This is a genomic window from Xenorhabdus eapokensis, assembly GCF_001908105.1.
The window spans coordinates 32,907-59,338 of the sequence record NZ_MKGQ01000006.1 but is presented as its reverse complement, the minus strand read 5'-3'; the positions used below and the strand labels follow the sequence as shown (position 1 = coordinate 59,338).

22 protein-coding genes are annotated in these 26,432 nt (G+C 43.2%); 16 read left to right on the top strand and 6 right to left on the bottom strand.

Translation table 11 applies throughout. The features are described from left to right. Positions 1-9 precede the first annotated feature (9 nt). From Xedl_RS40915 to hrpB, 3 genes are all read right to left on the bottom strand, one after another. Positions 10-765 carry a hypothetical protein gene (locus Xedl_RS40915; RefSeq protein WP_074022963.1) on the bottom strand — a complete coding sequence of 252 codons (756 nt, stop codon included), beginning with the start codon at positions 763-765 and terminating at the stop codon, positions 10-12. A 253-nt stretch (positions 766-1,018) separates the two neighbouring features. Next, a complete protein-coding gene (gene mrcB, locus Xedl_RS40910; RefSeq protein WP_074022962.1) occupies positions 1,019-3,490 on the bottom strand; it encodes a bifunctional glycosyl transferase/transpeptidase in 2,472 nt (823 codons plus the stop codon). Between the two features lie 38 nt (positions 3,491-3,528). Further along, on the bottom strand, positions 3,529-6,000 hold the full coding sequence (gene hrpB, locus Xedl_RS40905) for an ATP-dependent helicase HrpB (protein WP_074022961.1): 2,472 nt from the start codon (positions 5,998-6,000) through the stop codon (positions 3,529-3,531). Positions 6,001-6,091: 91 nt separating this feature from the next. Here hrpB and sfsA point away from each other — a divergent pair, with 91 nt between their 5' ends. The 7 genes from sfsA to panC all read left to right on the top strand — a co-directional run bounded on the left by sfsA (position 6,092) and on the right by panC (position 12,292). Further along, positions 6,092-6,802, top strand: coding sequence for a DNA/RNA nuclease SfsA (gene sfsA / locus Xedl_RS40900; protein ID WP_074022960.1), 711 nt, complete (start codon positions 6,092-6,094; stop codon positions 6,800-6,802). Positions 6,803-6,997: 195 nt separating this feature from the next. After that, positions 6,998-7,453, top strand: a complete 456-nt coding sequence (dksA, locus tag Xedl_RS40895) for an RNA polymerase-binding protein DksA (RefSeq protein WP_074019168.1) — start codon at positions 6,998-7,000, stop codon at positions 7,451-7,453. A 56-nt stretch (positions 7,454-7,509) separates the two neighbouring features. Continuing rightward, positions 7,510-8,391, top strand: a complete 882-nt coding sequence (gene gluQRS / locus Xedl_RS40890; RefSeq protein ID WP_074022959.1) for a tRNA glutamyl-Q(34) synthetase GluQRS — start codon at positions 7,510-7,512, stop codon at positions 8,389-8,391. A gap of 308 nt (positions 8,392-8,699) precedes the next feature. Continuing rightward, a complete protein-coding gene (gene pcnB / locus Xedl_RS40885) occupies positions 8,700-10,058 on the top strand; it encodes a polynucleotide adenylyltransferase PcnB (RefSeq protein ID WP_208605033.1) in 1,359 nt (452 codons plus the stop codon). Position 10,059: 1 nt separating this feature from the next. Beyond that, the gene (gene folK, locus Xedl_RS40880; protein WP_074022957.1) at positions 10,060-10,542 is read left to right on the top strand and encodes a 2-amino-4-hydroxy-6-hydroxymethyldihydropteridine diphosphokinase; all 483 of its coding nucleotides are present in this window, start codon (positions 10,060-10,062) and stop codon (positions 10,540-10,542) included. A gap of 61 nt (positions 10,543-10,603) precedes the next feature. Further along, entirely contained in the window at positions 10,604-11,395 is a 792-nt protein-coding gene (gene panB / locus Xedl_RS40875; protein WP_074022956.1) for a 3-methyl-2-oxobutanoate hydroxymethyltransferase, read from the top strand. 39 nt (positions 11,396-11,434) lie between these two features. Further along, complete coding sequence (gene panC, locus Xedl_RS40870) at positions 11,435-12,292, top strand: pantoate--beta-alanine ligase (RefSeq protein ID WP_074022955.1); 858 nt, start codon at positions 11,435-11,437, stop codon at positions 12,290-12,292. A 63-nt stretch (positions 12,293-12,355) separates the two neighbouring features. Here panC and Xedl_RS40865 read toward each other — a convergent pair whose 3' ends face one another. Further along, entirely contained in the window at positions 12,356-13,126 is a 771-nt protein-coding gene (locus tag Xedl_RS40865) for an ABC transporter permease (protein WP_074022954.1), read from the bottom strand. After that, positions 13,126-14,049, bottom strand: coding sequence for an ABC transporter ATP-binding protein (locus tag Xedl_RS40860; RefSeq protein WP_074022953.1), 924 nt, complete (start codon positions 14,047-14,049; stop codon positions 13,126-13,128). The genes Xedl_RS40865 and Xedl_RS40860 overlap by 1 nt, the downstream gene beginning before the upstream one ends. 183 nt (positions 14,050-14,232) lie before the next feature. Between Xedl_RS40860 and can the strand changes: the two genes are divergently transcribed. After that, complete coding sequence (gene can / locus Xedl_RS40855) at positions 14,233-14,886, top strand: carbonate dehydratase (protein ID WP_074022952.1); 654 nt, start codon at positions 14,233-14,235, stop codon at positions 14,884-14,886. Positions 14,887-14,983: 97 nt separating this feature from the next. Here the strand turns inward: can and hpt are convergent, their stop codons facing one another. Then, the gene (gene hpt / locus Xedl_RS40850) at positions 14,984-15,523 is read right to left on the bottom strand and encodes a hypoxanthine phosphoribosyltransferase (RefSeq protein WP_074023060.1); all 540 of its coding nucleotides are present in this window, start codon (positions 15,521-15,523) and stop codon (positions 14,984-14,986) included. A gap of 485 nt (positions 15,524-16,008) precedes the next feature. Between hpt and Xedl_RS40845 the strand changes: the two genes are divergently transcribed. From Xedl_RS40845 to Xedl_RS40810, 8 genes are all read left to right on the top strand, one after another. Next, positions 16,009-16,365, top strand: a complete 357-nt coding sequence (locus Xedl_RS40845; RefSeq protein ID WP_074022951.1) for a YacC family pilotin-like protein — start codon at positions 16,009-16,011, stop codon at positions 16,363-16,365. A gap of 119 nt (positions 16,366-16,484) precedes the next feature. Then, positions 16,485-17,348: a polyamine aminopropyltransferase gene (speE, locus tag Xedl_RS40840; protein WP_074022950.1), complete on the top strand. Its 864-nt coding sequence runs from the start codon at positions 16,485-16,487 to the stop codon at positions 17,346-17,348. Positions 17,349-17,376: 28 nt separating this feature from the next. Further along, complete coding sequence (gene speD / locus Xedl_RS40835; RefSeq protein ID WP_074022949.1) at positions 17,377-18,171, top strand: adenosylmethionine decarboxylase; 795 nt, start codon at positions 17,377-17,379, stop codon at positions 18,169-18,171. Between the two features lie 273 nt (positions 18,172-18,444). Beyond that, the gene (locus Xedl_RS40830; protein ID WP_074022948.1) at positions 18,445-19,476 is read left to right on the top strand and encodes an ABC transporter substrate-binding protein; all 1,032 of its coding nucleotides are present in this window, start codon (positions 18,445-18,447) and stop codon (positions 19,474-19,476) included. 113 nt (positions 19,477-19,589) lie between these two features. Continuing rightward, positions 19,590-21,653, top strand: coding sequence for an ABC transporter permease (locus Xedl_RS40825; RefSeq protein ID WP_074022947.1), 2,064 nt, complete (start codon positions 19,590-19,592; stop codon positions 21,651-21,653). A 15-nt stretch (positions 21,654-21,668) separates the two neighbouring features. Then, entirely contained in the window at positions 21,669-22,724 is a 1,056-nt protein-coding gene (fbpC, locus tag Xedl_RS40820; protein WP_074022946.1) for a ferric ABC transporter ATP-binding protein, read from the top strand. Between the two features lie 262 nt (positions 22,725-22,986). Further along, positions 22,987-24,327, top strand: coding sequence for an MATE family efflux transporter (locus Xedl_RS40815; protein ID WP_074022945.1), 1,341 nt, complete (start codon positions 22,987-22,989; stop codon positions 24,325-24,327). Positions 24,328-24,809: 482 nt separating this feature from the next. After that, a complete protein-coding gene (locus Xedl_RS40810) occupies positions 24,810-26,135 on the top strand; it encodes an SLC5/6 family protein (protein ID WP_074023059.1) in 1,326 nt (441 codons plus the stop codon). Positions 26,136-26,432 lie beyond the last annotated feature (297 nt).

Below are 26,432 nucleotides of genomic sequence, written 5' to 3'. Positions count from 1 at the left end.
ACCCTATGCTCATAGGATATTAAATAATCTGAATAAATATTCACATTTTTCTTCATATAACCTTTCTTTTTCCTCCAGATGTCTTACATAGCTATTCCATACAGGTTGATTTAAACCTTCCCAAGGTGGGAAAGTGGGTCTGCCATTCTCCCAGAATTGTACCTTTTTAATAACTTTGGGGTGGTTTCTGTGTCTGAAAATCCATCTTAATTCTTTCCCAGTTATATTTTTATCATCTTTTTTAGCTATCCGTTTAATATCTATACCATCAAGTATAAAATGTACATGTATATCCTGAGTTAACTCACTATTGCTTGTATTTACCCATGATAATCCTCCCTTACATTTTCTCCCAATAATTGATATATTATATTTCCTATGCCTTTCAGTTACATTTCGATATTTATTATCATTTCTTAGATGTGTAAAGAAATCTTTTTCATATTTTTTGTAATCATTAATATTAGCATTAACGAATTTGTGTTTTGCTTCAAATTTTTTTATCATATCCAGATGATCATTTTTTTCTTCCAAATCGTCGTAACGTTTTTTTTTGAGACATTTCTCCAAACGATTCTTATGTTCTAATTCCGCAGGAATTAAGTAATCATCAATTACGATTGGTGGGCAACGGTTTTCATTAAAGTGATCTTTAGCATCTCTAAAGTGGGGGTTTTTATCAAAATAATTGATTCTAGCCTCACTTAAACCATATATTAAATCACCTGCTTTAAATTTTTCTATGAAAGGAGGATGGAATGGCATATTTCTATTCTCTTTTAATTTAAATTAGTTTCATTATAATCACAAGTTTTTTAAAGATATGTATCTTATTTATATAGTTATTTAAATAAAATACAAAATGGATAAAAATAAGTAATTATCATACCTCAGGCACCGAGTTTTTTCTTAAGCAGTATTCGAGTCAATCGGGTTTTCTCCAAAGATAGTTCATTTAATTAAGCTCCCTACTCATTTTCGAGTCGGGAGCTTAATTTTATTATTTATCAAAAAATTATCACTGACCAAACATCTCACGTAGCCAGCCAGGCGCTTCTTCTTCATTCTCCTCTATCGGTTGTTGTACCGATTGCTGGCACAGTCTCTGTGGGTCATCAGTCCAAACTGGCAATACTCTGATACCACCTCCCTCACAGTTGAAACTGCCATCTTCATTGACTGACATATCCGCAATACCTTCCGGTGGACGGTTATTCAGCTCCAGTGGCGTTTCATTTTCCAGATAACGACGATAAATCGTCAGTGCACCCGTCGCTCCGGTTAAGTTGGTTGGGCCATTGTTATCACGTCCAGTCCAAACAATCGTGACTTCTTTGCCATCAATACCTGTAAACCAACTGTCACGCAGATCATTGGTTGTTCCGGTTTTCCCCGCCAGATTGTATTTACCATATTTTCCAATCAAAGAGCGTCCTGTACCTCGTGCTATGACTTGCTGCATACCATATAGCGTCAGATAGGCGGCCTGTGGCGGCACAACTCGCTCTGCCTGTGGATAGCTCTGGTAAAGCACCGTGCCATCTTCAGTAGTGATGGAGCGCAACGCAGAGAGTTTCGCCCGATTGCCACCGCTGGCAATCGTCTGAAATTCTTGTGCCATTTCCATTGGCGTTAGGTTAATCGCGCCCAATAACATAGAAGGGTTCTGTTGGATCTCTTTCGCGGGAATACCCAGTGCAATCAGGGTGCTGGCAATACGATCTAACCCAACATCCAGCCCCAAATTCACTGTCGGGACATTCATCGAACGTGCTAACGCGTCGATCAACATGACACGCCCACTGAAAGTACGGCTAAAATTCTTCGGTTCCCAGGGCTTTCCACCCGCCTGAGGGATAGAGATAGGTTCATCTGCCAGCCAGGTATTCAGGCGATATTTATCCGGCTGGCTCAATGCCGTCAGATAGGTGGCAGGTTTGGCAAGCGAACCAATCAAACGACGGGCATTCAAGGCTCGGTTAAATCCGGCATATTGTGGCTGGGAGCCGCCAACCATAGCACGAACTTCACCGCTGAAACGGTCAACAACGACCATCGCCCCTTCCAAATCATCAATCTTGCGTACTTTTCTCAGGGCAGCAATGCCCTCTTCAACCGATTTTTCCGCCGCATCCTGCGAAACAGGATCGAGGGTCGTAAAGATCTTCACCCCTGACAAATCATTGACTTTATCACCCATCTTTTCCTGCAATTCCTGACGCACCAATTGCATAAAGGCTGGCTGTGGCGTAATCACCCCACTTTTCGGTTTTACGCCTAACGGACGGGCACTGAGTAGATCATACAGCTCCTGATCGATAATTTTTCGGTTTTGGAGGATTTTCAAAACGATATTGCGCCGCTCCAGTGCGGCCTTAGGATTGCGCCACGGGTTATACCACGAGGCTCCCTTGACCATTCCCACCAGCAACGCCTGCTGATCCAAACTCAATTCATCAACCGGACGCCCAAAATAGTACAAACTCGCCAATGGGAAACCACGGATCTGTTCATCACCACTTTGTCCTAAATAAACTTCATTCAAATACAATTCCAGAATGCGATCTTTGCTATAACGTGCGTCCATCAGCAACGCCATGTATGCCTCATTCGCTTTACGGCTCAAAGTACGTTCATTGGAAAGGAACAGGTTTTTCACTAATTGCTGAGTCAGGGTGCTGCCCCCCTGAACCGCACGTCCCGCCATCAAGTTAGCTAAAACCGCACGGGCAATGGAAAACGGCCTGACGCCATCATGTTCATAAAAGTGCCGATCTTCTGTTTCCAGCAAAGTCTGAATCAGCAAATCAGGAAAGCCGGAACGCGGGACAAACAGACGTTGTTCACCATTCGGCGATTGCATCATGGTGATCAATTTCGGATCAAGGCGGAAAAAACCAAACTGGCGTTGGTTTTCCATGTTTTCAATGCCGGCAAGGTGGTTATTATCAAAGGTCAGTCGTGCCTGAATTTGCTCTTCTTTACCATCAGGAAAATCAAACGGACGGCGTAGCATCTCTATGCTATTCCCCCTGACTACAAATTCACCTGCTCGGGTGATTTTTGTCACTTTTCGATATTGCATACCTTCCAGCAGGTGGATCATTTCGTCCTTGCTGTAATTCATGCCAGGTTCAAGATTGACCATCCGTCCGTACACGGCTGCCGGTAAATCCCAGACTTTTCCGTCAATACGCTCACGAATTTTGTTATCCAGATAGAAACCATAAATGACAATGAGTACCGCTAGCACAATAAAGATCTTTAGCAACAACCACAAAAACCAATGCCCGCCTTTTTTAGGTGGGCGGGACTTAGGACTACGGGTGTTCTTCCCTTTTTTAGTCATGACGTCATCCTCATCATCGTCATTAAAATCATCATTTTTATCATAGTCATCCCGCCGATTGCGTTGGTTAGATGTTTGCCCACGACGAAGTTCAGATTTTTTACCCTTGCGTCCGATTGGCTGACGATCATCATCAGACATACCGAATTCTCCAACTGTTTATTAATTAACTGAAACAATTACATCTGTTTTTTCACACGCCTGGTTGGTGCCGTGTTGGCAGGATCATCAGGCCATAAATGTTTGGGGTAACGCCCTTTCATCTCTTTTTGCACCTCACGATAAGTTCCCTGCCAAAACGCGGCGAGGTCTTGCGTGATCTGTAATGGACGATGGGCAGGAGATAACAACTCAATGACAACCGGAACCCGTCCTTTCGCCAATACTGGATTTTGCTGCTCTCCGTACATTTCCTGCATTCTCACTGCCAGTACAGGAGGTTTATCATGGAAATACTGGATAGCGATTCTGCTCCCAGTTGGCACAGTGTAATTAGTAGGCAATTCATTATCCAGTATTTGCCGCTGTTGCCAATCAAGCAATCCTATCAAACAGGAGGACAGTTCAATCTGGCGCAAGCCTTTCAAGTCATCAACCCCCTCCAAGGCAGGAAGCAACCACTGTTCAAGGGTGTTCAACAATGCTTCGTCATCAATTGCAGGCCATTCGACCTCCGGTAACCATTCTGTCGCCCTTTGCAGACGAATACGCAACTGTAACGCTTCCTGTGACCAATTCAATGCCGACAATCCTTCCTGTCTGACCCAATTCAGCAAGGCTTCCTGTAATTCTGATGCCGAAGGCTTTGCCAATGGCTGTGCTTTGACAATTAATCGCCCACATTGCAAACGCTTCCACGCCCGTAACGAACCTTTACTATCATCCCACTCTACAGTTGTATGTTCAGTAAACAGAAGAGGGTGCTGTTTTATGGTCTGCTCAATGTCCAATGGACAAGCAAGTAAAACCCGCGCCTCAGGCTGGCTACTTCCTTGCTGTAACGAGGGAGCCACCAACCAGGCTTCTCCCGCAAGCGGCGCTTCACGTTCCAGTGCCACCCCCAAGCCATTGGCTAACTGAAAACGCCCAAGATTATCGCGGTTTTTGGCAATCCGATCTGGGAAACCCTGTACTAATAGTTCAGGTACAAGATCCAATCTGAGGTTCTTAATATGGCTTGCAAAATTCCTGACAAGTTGATTAGCCCTCTGCTGCCAATGACGCTGATTCGTCGTCATCCAATAGAGAAGATCAGGCTGTCCACGACGCGGAGGTTCTTCCAGAATAGCAACTAATTTCGCTGCTGTTATTAATGCTGCACTGCCTTCTCTTCCTTTACCTTCGCTCTCCTTGGCTGAACACAATATGGCAGCCAACCGCGGCTCACTACCGAATTCTGCCATTTGCCAACCACGGGCAGTCAGTTGCAAGTGATCGTCCAACGCTCCCAGACGCAGCAACAGAGATTCCGCAACGGCCAGTGCGGGTTGGGGTGGATTGTCCAGCCAATGAAGTTGGGTGCTGTCACGGCATCCCCATTGCAATAAAGAGAGCAGTAATCCACTTAGATCTGAATGTAAGATCTCTGGCTCACAGTGCTCTCTGGCTCTTTCTGCCTGATCCTGACTAAATAAGTGCCAACAAACACCGGCCTCTAATCGCCCAGCCCGCCCTGCTCGCTGAACCATAGATGCCTGGCTGATGCGTTGGGTAATCAAACGCGTCAGGCCACTCTTCGGTTCAAATCGGCCAGATCGTTCCAGTCCGCTGTCGACGACTAACCGGATACCTTCAATCGTCAAACTGGTTTCGGCAATATTGGTAGCCAGAACAACTTTACGCATCCCCACTGGCGCTGGCGTTATTGCCTTGCGTTGTTCTGACAACGACAATGCACCATATAATGGACACAACAACGTATCGTCATTGATCTTGCCTGCTAATTGCGACAACACCCGCTGAATTTCACCGACTCCGGGCAGAAACAGCAACAACGATCCCGTCTCCTGCTGCAATAACCGCAATACCGCCGATGCAACTGATTGTTCAAAAGGCTGATGAGAAGGAAGTGGATGATATGACCTTATTACCGGATAACTGCGCCCTTCTGACACAATCACAGGCGCATCGGCTAATAAAGCAGAAAGACGCTGGTTATCCAATGTTGCCGACATCACCAGAATACGCAGGTCATCGCGCAACCCTTCCTGTACATCCAGCAGCAATGCCAGTGCAAGATCGGCCTGTAAGCTACGTTCATGAAATTCATCAAGAATGACGAGAGAGACACCGCTTAATTCAGGGTCTTGTTGCAGCATACGCGTCAGAATTCCTTCGGTCACAACCTCAAGCCGTGTTGCAGCACTGACTTTGCTTTCTGAACGCATCCGGTAGCCTATGGTCATACCAACAGGCTCATTGAGTTGTTCGGCAAGGCGCTCAGCCACACTACGTGCGGCAATACGCCGCGGTTCCAGCATAATAATGCGCCCCGACAACTGTGCCTGATGTAAAATCGCCAATGGCAATCCGGTCGATTTTCCAGCTCCCGTTGGTGCATGTAATAACACTTGCTGCGACGTTTGCAATGCAGTAATAACGGATCCCACGACGTCATAAATGGGTAATACGTCACAAATAGGTAATGACAAAGGATCACCATAATGAATTAACTTTCAATGGATGCCATTGTAGCATTAGCGCTTTTGATTTCATTCGCCCACGGGTTATGAAGGAAAGTTTATGGAATTTTCACCTCCCCTGAAGCCTGCTACCTTAATCCGCCGCTATAAACGCTTTCTGGCCGATGTCCTCACGCCAGAAGGAGAAACACTCACCATACACTGTGCCAATACGGGGGCCATGACAGGATGTGCCACGCCAGGAGATACCGTGTGGTATTCCACATCCGATAATCCTAAACGCAAATATCCCAATAGCTGGGAATTAACACACACCCAAGATGGTCACTGGATTTGTGTCAATACTCTCAGAGCCAATGATCTGGCCTATCAAGCTATTGAAAAAAATACCATTTCAGAATTATCTGGATATGAGCACATGAGTCGTGAAATTCGCTATGGAAAAGAGAAAAGTCGTATAGATTTATTGTTGCAATCAAAACAAAAGGTTAACTGTTATATTGAAATCAAATCAGTCACATTGTTACAGGAAAATTATGGATATTTTCCCGACGCTGTCACAATTCGAGGGCAAAAACATTTACGTGAGCTATCATTGATAGCACAACAAGGCCAGCGGGCTGTTTTGTTATTTGCTGTCTTACATTCTGGGATTAGTCAGGTTGCAGCAGCAAAACATATCGACCCTGATTATGCTTTTCTTTTGGAACAAGCATATCAATCAGGGGTCGAAGTAATCTGTTATAAGGCCAACATGACAGAAAACGGCATGGTTATAAGTGACAAATTATCTTTTGTATCAATGGGATAATTTGTAAACAAATCATACTAACGAGAGGGGTTTTGCAACATATTTAGGCAGTAAACATGCCTGCCTTCACACCATTGCAAAACTAATGGCAGGAACAATTGCCAACCTCGCAGTCATCTGCTATTTATAGCGGCCTATTTTTTTCCCCCTCTTGTCGGGGGGTCGTTTGATAGTGCGTGTGTAAGGAGAAGCATTATGCAAGAAGGGCAAAAACGTAAAACCTCGTCCTTGAGCATTCTCGCCATCGCTGGGGTAGAACCTTACCAAGAAAAGCCAGGCGAAGAATACATGAACGATGCCCAGTTAAAGCATTTCAAGCTGATTCTGGAAGCATGGCGCAACCAACTCAGGGATGAAGTAGACCGTACTGTATCTCATATGCAAGATGAGGCAGCAAACTTCCCGGATCCAGTTGACCGTGCGGCGCAAGAAGAAGAGTTCAGTCTTGAATTACGTAATCGGGATCGTGAGCGTAAGTTGATCAAAAAGATCGAAAAAACGCTGAAAAAGGTCGAAGAAGAGGACTTTGGCTATTGTGAGGCCTGTGGAATTGAAATCGGCATCCGCCGTTTAGAAGCTCGCCCAACAGCCGATTTATGTATTGACTGTAAGACGTTGGCCGAAATTCGTGAAAAACAAATGGCTGGCTAACCAATAGGGTTAAGTACGGCGCTAAACGCGCCGTATGCCCCTATGTTGAATCCACTATGACTCAATCTGAACACTCCTCGTTATATATTGGGCGTTTTGCTCCCTCTCCTTCTGGCGATCTCCATTTTGGTTCTCTGGTAACGGCACTAGGCAGTTATCTGCAAGCCCGTGCTTGCCACGGAAAATGGCTGATGCGGATTGACGATATTGATCCCCCACGGGAAATTCCCGGAGCCGCCAACCGGATATTACAAGCCCTTGAGCATTACGGACTTTATTGGGATGGCGAAGTACTCTATCAATCTCAGCGTCATGACGCTTACCGTGCCATCCTTGATCAATTAAAACAGCAAGGAGATAGCTATTATTGCACCTGCACCCGCCAACGCATCCAACAATTAGGCGGCTTTTATGATAGCCACTGCCAACATTTACATCTGCCAGTTCACAACGCTGCAATTCGTCTAAAACAGCACCAGCCGATTTACGGTTTTTACGATAAATTGCAAGGCCATATCACTGTTCCTACAGAAATGGCCGAGGAAGATTTCATTATTTATCGCAAAGATGGTTTATTTGCCTATAATCTTGTCGTTGTTATTGATGATAACTATCAAGGTGTCACTGAAATTGTCAGAGGAGCTGATTTAATTGAACCCACAGTTCGCCAGCTATCTCTGTATCAGCATTTGAATTTTGCAACACCAAATTATGTGCATTTACCTCTCGTGTTAAATAAAGAGGGAAATAAACTTTCTAAGCAAAATCATGCCCAGCCGATCCCATTGAACGATCCAAGGCCATTGCTTATAGATGCGTTATCATTTTTAAATCAGCCCATTATTGCAGGCTGGCAGGATCTCACAACAGATCAACTGCTACAGCAGGCTATCATCGGTTGGAATATAAACGTGGTTCCGCCAAAAAAACCTAATTAATAGACTAAGTTAAATAAAGTCTTTCTATTGATACTGTAGGCATTCTCAAAAAATGTCCAGTAAGTTATGATTGGCGGCTGTTTTTTGTCTTAATTGATCAGTCACTACCGAGGTGTACCATTTTTAACCGAGTAGCAACTTTCTGCCGTAATCTGCTAATCCGCGATCACAGAGCAAAGCACGACACACCGGCAGTCAGTGAAAGGCCAGTCACCGTATCTGACCATTCTGCTCAAACAGAGAGCAGTCCTTTGCGTAAACATCGCAGAGGGAATTATTCATCTTCATCACATGCCGAAAACGACAAAATGAAGAAAAAATCCGCAAAGGCAGCGCCTTCGGACTCCCCGATCACGGTGATCCCACGCGAACAACACCAAATTTCACGCAAGGACATCAGTGATAATGCCTTGAAGGTTCTGTATCGCCTAAATAAATCAGGTTTTGAAGCCTATCTGGTCGGTGGCGGAGTTCGTGATCTACTGCTGCACAAAAAACCCAAAGATTTTGATATAGCAACCAATGCAACACCTGAACAAGTTCGTCAACTGTTCCGTAACTGTCGCCTTGTCGGACGTCGTTTCCGCCTTGCCCATATCATGTTTGGCCCTGATGTGATTGAAGTTGCCACTTTCCGTGGGCCACATGATCAAATTGGAAATAATGACCGCAACCAGTCACATAAAGCCCAAAGCGGCATGTTATTGCGTGATAATATTTTCGGTTCAATAGAAGAAGATGCGGTTCGTCGCGATTTCACGATCAATAGCCTCTATTATGGCATTGAAGATTTCGCACTGCGGGATTACGCGGGTGGCATGGCCGATCTGAATGCTGGCATTATTCGCCTGATTGGTGATCCAGAAACGCGCTATCGGGAAGATCCCGTGCGTATGCTGCGGGCAGTCCGTTTTGCCAGCAAACTGAATATGACTATCGAGCCAGCTACCGCTGAACCTATCCCGCGCCTTGCCTCTCTGTTGAAAGATATTCCAGCGGCACGTCTGTTCGAAGAATCTCTGAAACTGTTACAGACAGGACAGGGTTATAGGACTTATAAACTGCTGCGCGAATATCAGTTGTTCCAGCCATTGTTTCCGCTTATTCAACCTGGTTTCACCCAACGTGGTGATTCATCAATGGAAAAGCTACTGACACAAGTGCTGAAAAATACCGATTTTCGCTTACAAAGTGACAAAAGGGTTAATCCCGCTTTCTTATTTGCAGCCATGCTATGGTATCCATTGATTGAACATGCGGAAAAACTGACACAAGAAGGCGGATTACAATATTACGACGCTTTTGCGTTAGCCATGAATGATATTCTTGATGAACAGTGCCGTTCCATTGCGATCCCGAAACGCCATACCACAACCATGCGCGATATCTGGTTGCTTCAGCTTCGCTTGTCGCGCCGTCAAGGAAAACGAGCAAATAAATTGATGGAACATCCGAAGTTCCGTGCTGCGTATGATTTACTAGAATTACGCGCCAGCATTGAGCCACGCCATGAACTGAAAGAACTGGTACAGTGGTGGAGTGCATTCCAACAATCGACTGCATCACAACAGCGCGAAATGATATCAGGGCTGGGCAGCGAGCCCATTCGCCGCAGGACACGCCCCCACCGTGGTGGACGCATTCGCCAGAATAGGAATCATGGTTAATATGACGTTAGTCTATATCGCCATTGGCAGCAATCTGGCTGATCCTATGCAGCAAGTCAATAACGCACTTGCTGCCTTGCGCAAGATCCCTGATACCACCTTTGTGGTGCGATCATCTTTTTACCGAACTAAGCCAATGGGGCCACAGGATCAACCTGATTACCTCAATCTTGCTGTCGCATTGGAAACCCAATTATCTCCAGTTCGATTGCTTGATCACACCCAAGCAATCGAACTGGAACAAGGACGCATTCGTAAGGGCGAACGCTGGGGACCTAGAACGCTCGATTTGGATATCATGCTGTTTGGTCATCACATCATCAACACTGACCGCTTGACCGTTCCCCACTACGGGTTAAAACAGCGTGAATTCATGCTCTATCCACTTGCAGAAATCGCACCAGACCTTGTATTTCCCGATGGAGAAACTCTGGCAGAACAATTAAAAAAAGTGCCAGAAAACGGCCTGACGCTTTGGTTATAGCTTGTAATGTAGTAGAAAAGCAACTTGAAAAATAGAGGGTATAACGATTCAGGAGAGAATGATGAAACCAACAACCCTGGCTGATTTAAGTCAGTTAAAAAAAGAAAAGCGTAAATTTGCAACGATCACAGCTTACGATGCCAGTTTTGCCCACCTTTTTGCTGAACAAGGCATTCATGTCATGCTCATTGGTGATTCACTCGGCATGACCATACAGGGGTTCGATTCTACCCTGCCGGTTACGATTGAAGATATCTCTTACCACACCCGAAGTGTTCGCGCTGGCGCCCCTCATACTTTTCTCATCGCAGATATGCCTTTCATGAGCTACGCCACCCCCAAACAAAGTTTTGACAATGCGGCGGCATTAATGCGTTCTGGTGCCAATATGGTCAAAATTGAAGGCGGAGACTGGCTATGTGATACCGTCAACATGCTGACCGAGCGTGCCGTTCCCGTTTGCGGCCATTTAGGTCTGACACCACAATCAGTCAATGTATTCGGTGGCTATAAAGTTCAGGGGCGCGATGAATCCTCAGCCCAAAAATTATTTGACGATGCGATTGCTTTGGAAAAAGCCGGTATGCAACTCCTGGTGTTAGAATGTGTTCCGACTACACTGGCACAACGCATCACTGAAGCGCTGGACATTCCGGTTATCGGCATCGGCGCAGGCAATATGACTGACGGTCAAATTCTGGTTATGCATGATGCCTTGGGTATCACCGCAAAACCACCTAAATTTGCTAAAGACTTCCTCAAAGAAACTGGCAATATAAGGGACGCCATCCGCCTATACATTGAACAAGTAGAAAGCGGTGCTTATCCCGACTTGGCTCATTCATTCAACTGATTATTTTCCAGCATGACGGCTAATTAAAGGAGTACAGCAATGCTGATTATAGAAACGATCCCAATTTTACGCCGAGAAATTCGTCGCTGGCGCCAGGCAGGCAAGCGTATTGCTTTCGTTCCCACAATGGGAAACCTGCATGATGGTCACATGGCGTTAGTTGATACTGCCAAAGCGCAAGCTGACGTCGTTATTGTCAGCATTTTCGTCAATCCGATGCAATTTGACCGAGAAGATGATCTGGTCAATTATCCGCGAACTTTACAGGAAGATTGCGAAAAACTGAGCCGTCGCAACGTCGAATTGGTATTCGCCCCTAATGTTAACGAGATATACCCACACGGCTTAAACGGCAACCAAACTTTTATCGAAGTACCAGAACTCTCTCATATCCTTGAAGGTGCCAGCCGACCAGGACATTTCCGTGGCGTTACTACCATTGTCAGCAAATTGTTTCACCTGATCCAGCCTGATCTGGTTTATTTCGGCGAAAAAGATTTCCAGCAATTACAGATTATCCGCAAGATGATTGCCGATATGGCTTACGATATTACATTAGTTTCCGTGCCGATCGTCCGTGATAAAAATGGATTGGCGCTGAGTTCGCGTAATAATCTTCTGCCCGCTGAAGAGAAAAAAACTGCGCCTTTGCTGCACAAAATTATGCAATCGATGGCAGAAAAGCTGAAAAATGGCGAACGGGATACTGAACGACTCATTGAACAGGCATCTGCACATTTGCGTGAAGAAGGCTTTATGCCGGATGAGTTATTTATCCGTGATGCAGAAAACCTGATGCCATTAACAGCACAAAGTAAAAAAGCCGTGATCCTAATGGCTGCATGGTTAGGTCAAACACGACTGATTGATAATCAACAGGTTGATTTAGCTGACTGATTTTATGGGCTGCATGTATCCCTCACTCCGCCGCAATCAACGGCGGAGTATAAATTTTGGCTATTAGGTTCTTAGCCCTCGCCCTGATTCAATGAGATACCAGGCCAATGCATAGAATCCAACAATAAAGATCCCCAACATACCTAATGTCATCACCAGAGAAACATCCATAATACCGAGAAAACCGTAGCGGAAACCACTGACCATATAGACGATCGGATTAAGCTTTGACACTATCTGCCAAAAAGCAGGCAACAAGGTAAGGGAGTAGAATACGCCGCCTAAATAGGTCAACGGTGTCAGAACAAATGTTGGAATAATACTAATATCATCGAATGTTTTCGCAAAAATAGCATTCAGCAGCCCCGCCAATGAAAAGAGGATCGACGTTGCCAGCAAAGTGATCACCACCATGCCCCATGAATGTATCTGTAATGGTACAAACAATAGGGAAACCGATGTCACCATAATGCCAACGCATACCCCACGGGCTACTCCGCCCCCAACAAATCCAGCAATGATGATATGGGTTGGAACCGGAGCAACCAGCACTTCTTCAATACTGCGCTGAAATTTAGCGCCGAAGAAAGATGAAGAAACGTTAGCGTAAGAGTTGGTGATCACTGACATCATTATCAGCCCTGGCACAATAAACTGCATATAACCAAAGCCACCCATTTCGCCAATACGGGAGCCAACCAGATTGCCGAAGATGACGAAATAAAGGGACATAGTGATCACAGGCGGCAGTAATGTCTGCACCCAAATACGACCAAAACGAGTGACCTCTTTAATCCAAATGGTTTTCAGAGCTACCCAATATAGTTGGAACATCATCTATCTCCTTGATTATTATTGGTTAGTCCGACAAACAGTTCTTCCAGACGATTCGCTTTGTTACGCATGCTGCTGATTTGTATGCCCTGTGTACTTAGCTGGGTGAAAACATCATTTAATCCCTGACCACGTTTTACATCCACTTCCAGTGTTACTGCATCAATTTGACGGTAGTCGTAGCCTTCAACAATAGGCTTCGTCCCTTTCGGTGATAAATCGAGCAAGAATGTTTCACATTCAAGTTGGCTAAGCAGGTTTTTCATGCTTGTATTTTCCACCAGCTCACCATGTTGGATAATGCCGATGTTTCGGCACAACATCTCAGCCTCTTCAAGATAGTGAGTCGTCAGAATGATGGTAGTTCCCTGCGCATTCAATTCTTTCAAAAATTCCCACATAGATCGGCGCAATTCAATATCCACTCCCGCCGTAGGTTCATCAAGAATTAACAATTTTGGCTGGTGCATTAAAGCACGGGCAATCATTAAACGCCGTTTCATCCCACCCGATAAACGAATTGCCCGCTCGTTGCGCTTTCCCCAGAGATCCAATTGAGTAAGGTAGGTTTCCGCTCTCTCCAATGCCACATTGCGCGGAACACCATAATATCCCGCCTGGTTTAATACAATCTGAATCACCGTCTCGAACGGGTTGAAATTAAATTCCTGTGGAACAAGGCCAAGCTGCCGTTTAGCATTGACGAGAGCCGTATCAATATCGTAACCAAAGACCTTGACCTTACCCCCACTCTTATTAACCAAGGAACTAATAATACCTATCGTGGTAGATTTCCCAGCGCCATTTGGCCCCAAAAGCGCGTAGAAATCACCTTCTTCTACACGCAAATCAATTCCCCGCAGCGCTTTCACTCCAGTCTCATAGACTTTCGTGAGCTGCGTCAATTCCAATGCGTAAACCATAAGTAAAAAATACCTTTATTATTTGCTATTCCTGACTGCTGCAAGATAGAAATTATGCCATTATTTTTCCCCTATTTCTTAGCAATGGTAGGGGGAAATAAAAAACATGCTTCAATTAAATATTAAATTCTCAATTAATGTTGTATATGATTCTATCTCAAAAATGTTACCAGGCCATTTGTTATGATGAGAAAAATTGAAGAGCTGTTTGCCAGGAACAAGCAGTGGTCAAAATCCGTAAACGAAGAAAACCCACTTTTTTTCAAAGAATTATCAAAAGCACAAAAACCTCATTTTTTATGGATAGGCTGCTCTGATAGCCGAGTACCTGCCGAAAAACTGATTGATGCAGCCCCAGGCGATCTTTTTGTTCATCGAAACGTCGCTAACCTTGTGATCCATACCGATTTAAACTGTTTATCTGTTGTACAATATGCCGTTGATGTTTTACAGGTTGAACACATTATTATCTGTGGTCACTACGGTTGTGGTGGTATTGAAGCTGCCGTGAATGGGACTGAATTGGGCTTAATCAATAACTGGCTGCTCCATATCCGTGATTTATGGTACAAACACAGTTCCATGCTTGGTGAGTTACCTCCTAATGATAGGCTGAATCGCTTGTGTGAATTGAATGTTATTGAACAAGTTTACAACCTCGGCCATTCAACCATTATGCAATCTGCATGGAAACGTGGGCAGAAAGTGATGATTCATGGTTGGGTATATGGTTTAAAGGATGGTGAATTACATGATCTGGATATTACCGCTGACAGTCGTGAAAAATTGGAACTCAATTACCGTCAGGCGGTTTCCAAGTTATCCCAGGCTAAATAGCAGATCTAAGGACAACTTATTAATTATAAAAACAAATGGCAGCTTTTTTGCTGCCATTTGCTTATATCATATTGATTATTTCTGTTTGTCGCAGAAATTAATCTTCTAACAGAGTGACATGCCCAATATAAGGCAGATGGCGATAATGCTGTGCATAATCAATGCCGTAACCGACGACAAATTTATCTTCAATTGAATAACCAATCCATTCAACTGGCACATCAACTTCACGACGCGATGGTTTATTCAACAAAGTACAAATTGCCAGTGAATTAGGTTCACGCAGTGCGAGAATCTCGCGGATTTTGTTCAGTGTGTTGCCTGAATCGATAATATCTTCGACGATCAACACATCTTTACCACGAATGTCTTCATCCAGATCCTTGAGAATTTTCACATCACGGGTAGAACTCATCTCATTGCCATAGCTGGATGCAGTCATAAAATCCACTTCATGAGGAACCTGAATTTCACGACATAAATCGGCCATAAAGATAAACGATCCTCTCAACAGGCCAATCAACACTAATTCACGATCACTATGACGATAGTGCTCTGTAATCTGTTGTCCCAACTCAGCAATACGTTGCTTAACCTCCTGTTCGGAGATCATCACTTCTACAATATGTTTCTTCATTAATATAACCATTTGTTTTAATAACAAATTCATGTCAGGTTATGTGATAACTTTTTAAAACTGATACACCGATTGATACACAGTTCGCCGCACAAATACGCACACATAAGAAAACATGAGAACAAAATATTTTGCGGAGTATACCAGAAGGTATCGATTGCGGTAAAAGAAGAAGCCAAGCTTAGACTAAGGTGTATTGGTAAAGATTGTCATAAGTGAGTTGATTAGTGGGTACGTTTAATATTCTGGGTTATACAACCACCAGTGCTCCGTGCTGACTGGCAGCCATCTGAGCCAGATTGTTATTGATTTTTTTGGCTTAGTTTCTGCCATCAGAACAAACCTGTTCATTAACATATAACCCAATTTTCTCACTAGCAGAAAAAACGGTAATTTTATTAAAATTAAGCAAATAAAGTTTGGCTAACAAAGATATTAATATGTTAATTTAAGCAAAATGGTAAAAAATCAGTATAATAGAAATTATGCAAAAAATTGCCTTATTCGCGTACATTCTTGTTTTGTTTAGTTTTGCTCAACCAGCAAAAGCGCTGTCTGAGAATGAAGCTGAAGATCTCGCCGATCTGACAGCCGTTTATATCTATCTAAAACATGACTGCGGCTATAGCCAAATCCCAGATTTTCAAATTAAGCGCACAATTATCTATTTTGCCCAACGTAACAAGTGGGATCTCAGTAACTATGATAGCCAGTTAATGCAAAAACTAAATCAATTAGGTTACAACGATTTAAAGGAAATCAACTTATCCCATGAGGTTAAATGCCGCTCTCTAGCAAAGAACTCCCTCAGTCTGCTCTCGTATGTAAAAAATGCCTTTTAATACTTTAAGGTTAATTTCGTGCTTAAACTAAGTGACAACCATGTGAACGATTGGCTACTATGTGCACCTAATACGTGCACTCAATACCGATGAATATCACAATGGGGGAATAACGGAACATGTCACAAAAAGAAATTTGGTATGAAACGTTGCATCCCAATTTCGGTCAGTATTTCGCAGTTGAAAACGTGCTTTATCACGATAAAACAGAGCATCAAGATTTAATTATTTTTGAGAATACAGAACTAGGTCGCATCATGGCACTTGATGGTGTGATCCAAACCACAGAGCGCGATGAGTTTATCTATCATGAAATGATGGCCCACGTACCACTATTTGCCCACGGTCAGGCCAAAAAAGTATTGATCATTGGCGGTGGTGATGGCGGGATGTTGCGTGAAGTTTGTCGTCATCACTATCTCGACAGTATTATCATGGTCGAAATTGATGCGGGTGTAGTCGAATTCTGCCGCCAATATTTGCCAAACCATAACGCAGGAGCCTATAACGATCCCCGTTTCAAGCTGGTGATTGAAGACGGTGTTAAGTTTGTCAAAACCACATCTGAAAAATTTGATGTTATCATTTCTGATTGTACCGACCCTGATGGACCAGGTGAAAGCCTGTTTACTTCTGACTTCTATGCAGGCTGCGCTGATTGCTTAAACGACGGTGGCATTTTTGTTGCCCAAAATGGTGTCTGTTTTCTTCAACAGAATGAAGCCGTCAATAGCCATAAAAAATTGAGCCACTATTTTACTGACAGCAGTTTTTATCAGGCAGCCATTCCAACCTATTATGGCGGGATCATGACGTTTGCATGGGCAACCCAGCATTCTGCCTTGCGTCAAGTGCCTCTGACAACGCTGCAACAACGCTTTGAAGATGCGGCCATAACTTGCCGTTACTACACACCAGCCGTACATGCAGGAAGTTTTGCGCTGCCGCAATACTTGCTGAATGCACTATCTGAAAACCAATAATCCCCCATTAACCGGGAGGTGAACTAAATTGCGTAAACTGAAATTGCACGGCTTTAATAATCTAACAAAAAGCTTGAGTTTCTGTATTTATGACATCTGTTATGCAAAAACGAAAGCCGATCGCGACAGTTATATCGCGTACATTGATGAACAGTATAATGCAACCCGCCTGACTGAAATACTCAGTGAAACCTGTTCAATCATTGGTGCAAATATTCTTAATATTGCTCGCCAAGACTATGACCCCAAAGGAGCGAGCGTTACCATTCTGATTAGTGAAGAACCCATTACTGCCAAGCTGGTGGATAATAAAGAAAACCCAGTCCTATTCCCTGACTCTGTCGTCGCTCACTTGGATAAAAGCCACATCTGTGTACACACCTACCCAGAAAGCCATCCAGATGATGGCATATGTACCTTCAGGGCAGATATTGAAGTATCAACCTGCGGTGTTATTTCTCCTCTTAAGGCTCTGAATTATCTGATTTATCAATTGGAATCTGACATTGTAACAATGGATTATCGCGTTCGTGGTTTTACCAGAGATATTAATGGCATAAAATACTACATTGACCATGAAATTAACTCCATCCAGAATTATGTGACAGAAGAAATTCAATCTCAATACCGTATGATTGACGTGAATATTTTTCAGGAAAATCTCTTCCATACCAAAATGATGCTGAAAGAATTCGATCTGAATGAATATTTGTTCAATACCACAGCGGAAGAACTAAGTGAAACGGAAAAGAGAGAAATCACCCGTTTACTTAAAAAAGAGATACAGGAAATCTATTACGGCCGAAATTTACCCGATCTATAGATAATTGTATTCAACCTGATTTATTTGACTGGCAGAATATCAATCTGCCAGTTATTAATTTAGAATAAAAACTTAATTGATCGACCAATAAAAAATGTTACTCACATTACAAATTCACAATTCCAAGTTGAATAATTAATTTTCATTCTCCATTATCTATTTCCAAATACTTCATGATTTTTTTACCTTAAATAAAACAACGATAAGCGCTTGCTTTATTGATTGGAGTATAAACAAGTAAAATACAAAATTATGGACAGTAAGGAAATTATAATGAAACTAAAATTTTTCTCTTCCTTGATCGTTATGGGATTAACTCTCACGGCCATTACCAGCAATGTTCAAGCAGCAGGACGGCTCATTGTTTATTGCAGTGGCACCAATGCCCTTTGTGAATCAGAAACACGTGCCTTTAGCGAAAAATACAACGTTAAAACCACATTTATCCGCAATGGTTCGGGTAGCATATTAGCCAAAATAGAAGCGGAAAAACGCAACCCACAAGCCGATGTTTGGTATGGCGGCACACTTGATCCCCACTCCCAAGCGGGAGAAATGGATCTCCTGCATCCTTATAAATCTGCCAACTTAGATCAAATCATGCCTCAATTCCGTGATCCGGCAAAACGCAAGGGTAATTACACTTCTGCGGTCTATATGGGAATTCTGGGTTTTGGTGTAAATACAGAACGTTTGAAAGAGAAAAATTTGCCTATACCGACGTGCTGGAAAGATCTGACAAAACCAGAATATAAAAGTGAGATTCAAATTGCAGATCCACAAAGCTCAGGCACATCCTATACTGCACTGGCAACGTTTATCCAACTGTGGGGAGAAAATGAAGCTTTCGATTACCTGAAAAAATTAAACAGTAATATTTCCCAATATACCAAATCTGGTATTGCCCCTGCACGCAATACCGCGCGTGGTGAAACAGCCATCGGGATTGGCTTCCTACATGATTACTCGCTGGAAGTTGAAAATGGCGCGCCCATGCAATTAATTGCTCCCTGCGAAGGTACTGGGTATGAAATTGGTGGTGTTAGCATCATCAAAAACGCTCGTAATATAGATAACGCCAAATTATTTGTCGATTGGGTGCTGTCCAAAGAGGCTCAAGAGCTGAGTTGGAAGAAAGGCCAATCTTACCAGATCCTTACCAACACCACAGCAGAAGCATCTCCTATAACATTAAAACCTGCTGAGTTAAACCTTATCAATTATGACATGGAGAAATATGGCTCCAATGAAGTGCGTAAGGAACTGATCAACAAATGGCTCACTGAAGTCAAAATGAGACAATAAGCGCTCTAATCATCAATAAAATCCATTCAGGCAGCGAGCTATCAAAGCAATATGTGCTCGCGGCCTGATAATACGATTGACATACTCGCGTTATACAGTTTATTGGGGGAATTATGTCTCATACCCTTACCTTGCAGAAAAAGCAAGGTCGGGATTCTGTTTTCTGGTGGATTATTCTGGCATGGCTGTCATTTGCCCTGCTGCCATCATGGAGTCTGGATTACGGCCTTTTTGATTCAACACAGGAAGAAGTTCTGGCAGCTTACGGCTGGCATAGCATTAATATCAGCATTTTGTGGTTTCTGCTGCCATCTGTATTACTATTGCGTTCTCGTATTACCCGCCAACACCACTATTTTGATGCAGGATACGCCTTGCTATGCGTGTTGTTCATTATCACCAGCGCAGCACTGACGGGTCGCGGGCTTGGTTATTCTACGGTTATCCTGTTCATTTCACTAGGTGCAATTATTACCCTCGCACTGACCCGTTTAGAATGGTTGGGAGGTGACAGTTTCGTCATTGGTGCGCTAGTCGCGATCATTGCGTTGATTGGTGTATTTATTCTGTTCCCCAGTATCGCTATTTTTATCCCCATGTTTCGGGAGGAGTCCGGCCATTTCGCGCCATTCGCGTTTATATCAATACTCGGACAATCCCATATCCTGAAAATTATTACCAATTCCGTGTTACTTTCCGTTGCCGTTGGTTTGGGCTGTACATTCTTTGGGTTAGTTTTAGCAATTTATACCACTAGAGTTGCCAAACGTTCAGCCATCATTGGTCGAATATTTTCTATTCTGCCAATTGTCACGCCGCCGTTTGTTGTCGGCTTGGGTGTCACACTCATGATGGGACGCTCTGGTTATATCACAGAATTTCTGTCTACCTGGTTTGGGTTGACCAACACAAACTGGTTATATGGTTTTACCGGGATCTGGATCGCCCAGGTGCTGGCCTTTACGCCAATGGCATTTATGATCCTGGATGGTGCTATCAAGACGATTCATCCCTCTCTGGAAGAAGCTGCTTATACTCTGCGAGCCAATCGCTATCAAACTTTTTTCCATGTTTTTATTCCGTTGCTCAAACCCGCTCTCGCCAATGCCTTTTTGATTGTGATCGTCCAATCGCTGGCTGATTTTAGTAATCCATTGGTTTTGGGAGGCAACTTTGACGTTCTAGCGACCCAGATTTATTTCTATATCACAGGCTCACAACTCGATTATCAAGCCGCCAGTACGTTAGGCGCATCATTGCTGGTCTTCTCACTCTTGGTTTTCTGTATTCAATATCTCTGGATTGGCAAACGCTCTTATGTCACGGTTTCCGGTAAATCTTACCGTGGTGATGTACAACCTTTGCCTGTTTCTCTGGTATGGGGCGTTTGCACTCTGTTGTTTATTTGGGTGGTCTTTAACATCCTGCTGTATGGCAGCATTTTCTATGGCAGTTTCACCGTCAATTGGGGAGTGGATTACTCCCTGACGTTGGATAACTTCATCAAACTGTTTGGTCAGGGAATGAGTGATGGTGCATGGCCTTCGTTATTAGATACATTGCTGTATGCGGGCATTGCTGCCCCCATTACCGCCATTTTCGGGCTATTGATTGCCTATATCGTGGTACGTCAGCAATTCCGCGGCAAGAAAGTCATTGAGTTCACTACCATGCTTTGTTTTGCCGTTCCAGGCACAGTGGCAGGGATATCTTATCTTCTGGCTTTCAATAACGCGCCATTCTATATCACGGGTACAGCTTTCATTATCATCATCTCCATGACGATGCGAAATGTACCTGTTGGCATTCGAGCAGGTATTGCAGGACTTGGGCAAATTGATAAATCGCTGGATGAAGCCTCTCTCAGCCTGCGAGCAGGTTCAATGAGAACAATTTTGCATATTCTGCTACCACTCTTACGCCCCGCTATCTTATCTGCCTTGGTTTACAGCTTTGTTCGCGCTATCACTACAGTCAGTGCCATCGTATTTTTAGTGACACCGGACACTCGTGTCGCCACGGCTTATATCCTGAACCGCGTTGAAGATGGCGAATACGGTTTGGCTATCGCGTATGGCTCTATTCTGATTGTGGTCATGCTAGCGATAATTTTCTTATTTGACTATTTAGTTGGTGAAGCGCGGGTTTCCCGCTCAAAAGCCCAAAATACCCAGTAATCACGGAGTGACGATATGACACAGCAATATTTTGTCGAATTAAAAAATGTGACCAAAAAATTCGGGAATAACACCGTGATCGATTCGCTGAATTTAGCCATTCCACAAGGGCACATGGTGACTTTGCTGGGGCCATCTGGATGCGGTAAAACGACAGTACTAAGGCTGGTGGCAGGGCTGGAAAAACCAACAGAGGGCGATATTTTCATCGATAGTGAAGATGTTACCGACCGTTCTATTCAACAACGGGATATTTGTATGGTATTTCAGTCTTATGCCCTTTTTCCGCATATGTCATTGGGGGAAAATATCGGTTATGGGCTGAAAATGCTGGGACGGCCAAAAGCAGAGATCCGCCAACGTGTTAAGGAAGCATTAGAATTAGTCGATTTGGTTGGTTTTGAAGATCGCTATGTTGACCAAATATCAGGTGGGCAACAACAACGTGTTGCTTTGGCACGCGCGCTTATCCTCAAACCCAAAGTACTGTTATTCGATGAGCCATTGAGTAACCTTGATGCCAACTTACGCCGCAATATGCGTGAGAAAATCCGCGAGTTACAGCAACAATTTAATATCACTTCACTCTATGTAACCCATGATCAAAGTGAAGCCTTTGCCGTTTCTGATACAGTTTTAGTAATGAATAAGGGTAAGATCATGCAGATGGGTTCACCACAAACTTTATATCGCCAACCTACCTCAAAATTTATGGCAAATTTCATGGGAGACGCCAATATTTTTCCTGCCACATTAGGGACGGATTATGTGGAAATTTTCCAATATCGCCTGCCTCGTCCAGCCGATTTTACCACAATGCAGACATCAACCACCGTTGGCGTTCGCCCTGAGGCTATTACCTTAAACTTGCAAGGCAGTGAAAGCCAGCGCTGTAAGGTCAATCATGTCGCCTATATGGGGGCACAATATGAAGTCATCGTTGACTGGCGTGGACAAACGCTACTACTGCAAGTCAATGCCACTCAACGGCAACCAAAAGTTGGTGAGGATTATTATCTGGAGATTCATCCGATTGGGATGTTTGTTTTGGATGAGAAGATACAAGATTAGCGCTAACAATCCGATTGTAAGATAACCCAATTTACCGTGTTTGTTAGACTCTTTTAGAAACAAATTCTACAACACCAGACTCCTGCGGCAATTACCGCAGGAGATTGTTTATCCAATCGAATTCTTCGACAAACCAAAGATATAAATCACCTGTTCTGTCTATCAACTCATCAATAAACCCGGTAAAATCGTCTATGCTTTCTGGGTATACCACACCACAAAAGACCATTAATCTCATTTCTCTAATAAATAGGTTTTACTAATGCATCAGTCTGATGTTGTTGATCGCTCTCTTTTTTCATTAAGTTGGCCGATTTTCATTGATATCTTTCTGCATATGGCGACGTTATTAATCAATACATACATGGTCAGCCATATTTCTTCTTCTTATCTTGCTGCAATGGGAGTGGGTAATCATGTTTTTGATCTTTTTATTACAATTTTTAACTTCATCAGCGTAGGTTGCAGCGTTGTCATCGCACAATATCTGGGATCAGGAAAACGCGATAAGGCCAGTCAGGCGATTCATATTTCCATCGCCTTTAATTTTGTGCTGGGTTTTAGTTGTGCACTGATCACAGTGTTCTTCGGTTATAAAATCCTGCATATCATGAACCTGCCTGAAAATCTGATGGAAGATGGCTTCGCTTATCTGCATGTTCTTGGTATCTGTCTGATACCCGAAGCAATTTCGATTATTCTTGCGGCCTGTATGCGGGTTTATGGCAAGTCGAAATCGGCCATGTATGTCACGTTGATTGCCAACTTGCTTACCATTGTCGGCAATATGATCGTGCTGTATGGGTTCTTTGGATTGCCTCAATATGGACTTGAGGGCGTAGCGTGGTCTACGGTATTTGGCCGCACTGTTGCTGTCATTTTGCTCTGTGGATTACTATTTTGTGGTTTGAAGATCAAGTTCGAGCCTAAATTACTCGTGAACTGGTCTAAGAATATGTTGGGCAAAATCCTGCATATCGGCTTACCCGCCGCGGGTGAAAATTTGGTGTGGATCCTGCAATATATGACTGCACAGGCGTTTATCGGCCTGATGGGTGAAATGTCTCTGGCTGCGCAAACGCTGTACTTCCAGCTATCTCTGTTCATTATGTTGTTTGGTATCTCTATCAGCATTGGCAATGAGATTATGGTTGGTCACCTTGTTGGGGCAAAGCGTTTTGAAGATGCCTATCTTCGGGGGCTGAAGAGCCTGAAAATTGGTGTGATTGTTACAGTAGGCATCGTCTTGGCATTCTGGATTTTCAGAGAACCGCTTCTCTATGTCATGACGGAAGATCAGAAAATTGTTGAACTTCTTCTGCCGTTGTTCCTGCTTTCGGTCTTTTTAGAACCAGGACGCACGTTCAACATTGTGATGGTCAATGCCCTGCGTGCTTCTGGTGATGCCCGTTTTCCACTCTATACCGCGTTAATTTGTATGTGGGGAATATCTATTCCCGTCGGATATTTTCTGGGGATTACCATGGGTATGGGTCTCTTGGGGATCTGGATAGGATTCTTCTGCGACGAGTGGATACGTGGATTAGTGAATGCCTGGCGTTGGAAGTCTAAAAAATGGCAAACCAAGCGATTAGATGTCTAATTAAAAAATAACAGTAAAAATAAGTGTAAAAAATGCCGCAACTCTGCTTGCGGCATTTTAATTTCATAAAACAAATTAGGTCACTTAATTTCAGGCAAAATATAAATCACAATTTTTATTTATAATCTTACTAATTCTAATGAAATAGAATTTAATTTTATCAATGACACTGTTTCATTAATTTCTATTATCCTAAAATGATAGCAAAAGAAAGCTTGCTCATTAGAGACTGATTTTCTTTTATTTCTTATCAGAAAACAGGATTAAACTATGTACCATCCCCTTTAACCAGTAAAAAATTCTAGATTAATCCCCTAAACTGCCGCATAATATTAACAATAAGAAGGACTTAATTCTAACAAGGTGTTTTCAACAATTTTCTTTTTTTGCACAATTTCCCTTTGCAATTTCTTCTTCATGAAGCAGTTGTTCTCCTTGAAATCATTGACTATCAGCACACGATAATTCACTTACTAAAAGATATGAAAACAGCAACAAAAAACAATAATGTCACGCCACAGTTATCTCCATCAGCCAAACGCGCTAACATGACAGAGGAGGAATGGAAAAAAGCCATAAAATTTGACCATACCGATATTGGCTGGGTCATTATGAGTATTGGCATGGCAATCGGGGCTGGAATTGTTTTCTTGCCTGTTCAGGTTGGGTTGATGGGATTGTGGGTTTTTCTGCTCTCTTCCATTATTGGCTATCCTGCCATGTATCTCTTTCAGCGACTCTTTATCAATACCCTTGCAGAATCACCAGAATGCAAAGATTATCCTAGTGTTATCAGTGGTTACCTTGGTAAAAACTGGGGAATTCTGCTAGGTGTACTCTACTTCATTATGCTGGTGATCTGGATGTTTGTTTACTCCACCGCGATAACCAATGACAGTGCTTCTTACTTGCAAACATTTGGGGTCACCGATGAATTAATGTCGAAAAATCCACTGTATGGATTGGTATTAATCTGTGTATTAGTGGCTATCTCTTCCCGCGGTGAGAAATTACTGTTCAAAATATCCAGCCTGATGGTTATAACAAAGTTATTTGTTATTGCAGTATTAGGGTTTTCCATGATCGGTATGTGGCATCTTTACAATATCGGCGCATTGCCTCCCCTGGATCTATTGCTGAAGAAAGCCATCATCACATTACCTTTTACGCTCACATCTATCCTGTTTATCCAAACACTTAGCCCAATGGTGATTTCTTATCGCAATCGGGAGAATAACCGTGAAGTTGCCCGTCACAAGGCATTGCGAGCCATGAACATTGCCTTTGGTATCCTGTTTTGTACGGTATTTTTCTATGCCATCTCTTTTACGCTGGCAATGGGACATGACGAAGCGCTCAAAGCCTATGAACAGAATATTTCAGCACTCGCAATTGCTGCTCAGTTCTTTCCTGGCGGCTGGGTTATTGCCGTCAGTATTATGCTCAATGTCTTTGCCGTGATGACTGCCTTTTTTGGTGTTTACCTGGGCTTTCGCGAGGCCAGTCAAGGAATTGCCATTAATGTTCTTAGTCGCCTGATGCCTGCCGAAAAGATCAATGAAAAATGGGTTCAAAGAGGCATCATAGTTTTTGCCATCTTATTGGCATGGAGTGCGATCCTTCTGAATGCCCCAGTATTGAGCTTTACTTCTCTTTGTAGCCCAATATTTGGCATCGTTGGCTGCCTCATTCCGGCTTATTTGGTCTACAAAGTCCCTGGCCTGCGTCATTACAAAGGGATTTCGCTCATCTTGATCATCTTTACTGGGATCTTGCTATGTGTTTCTCCTTTCCTGGCCTTCTCCTGACATGGGTATGATTAAAAAATCAATGTTTAAGAACATCAATTACGATCAGCTTTATTATTAAGACTTACTCAATGCGCCATAAATTTCCATTATTCATGGATATAAGGCGCATTTTTACACCCCATCAACTTCTCTGCAAAATCTACGGAATTCATTAAATAATTCTTTTAATTATGACACTATATTTAATTAATCATAAAAAAATATCTATTTAATTAAATTTCACAAACAGCCCAAAAAACAACCAACACTCTAACTTCAAAACAGGAAATGATAAATTATAGAAACTATAACTAA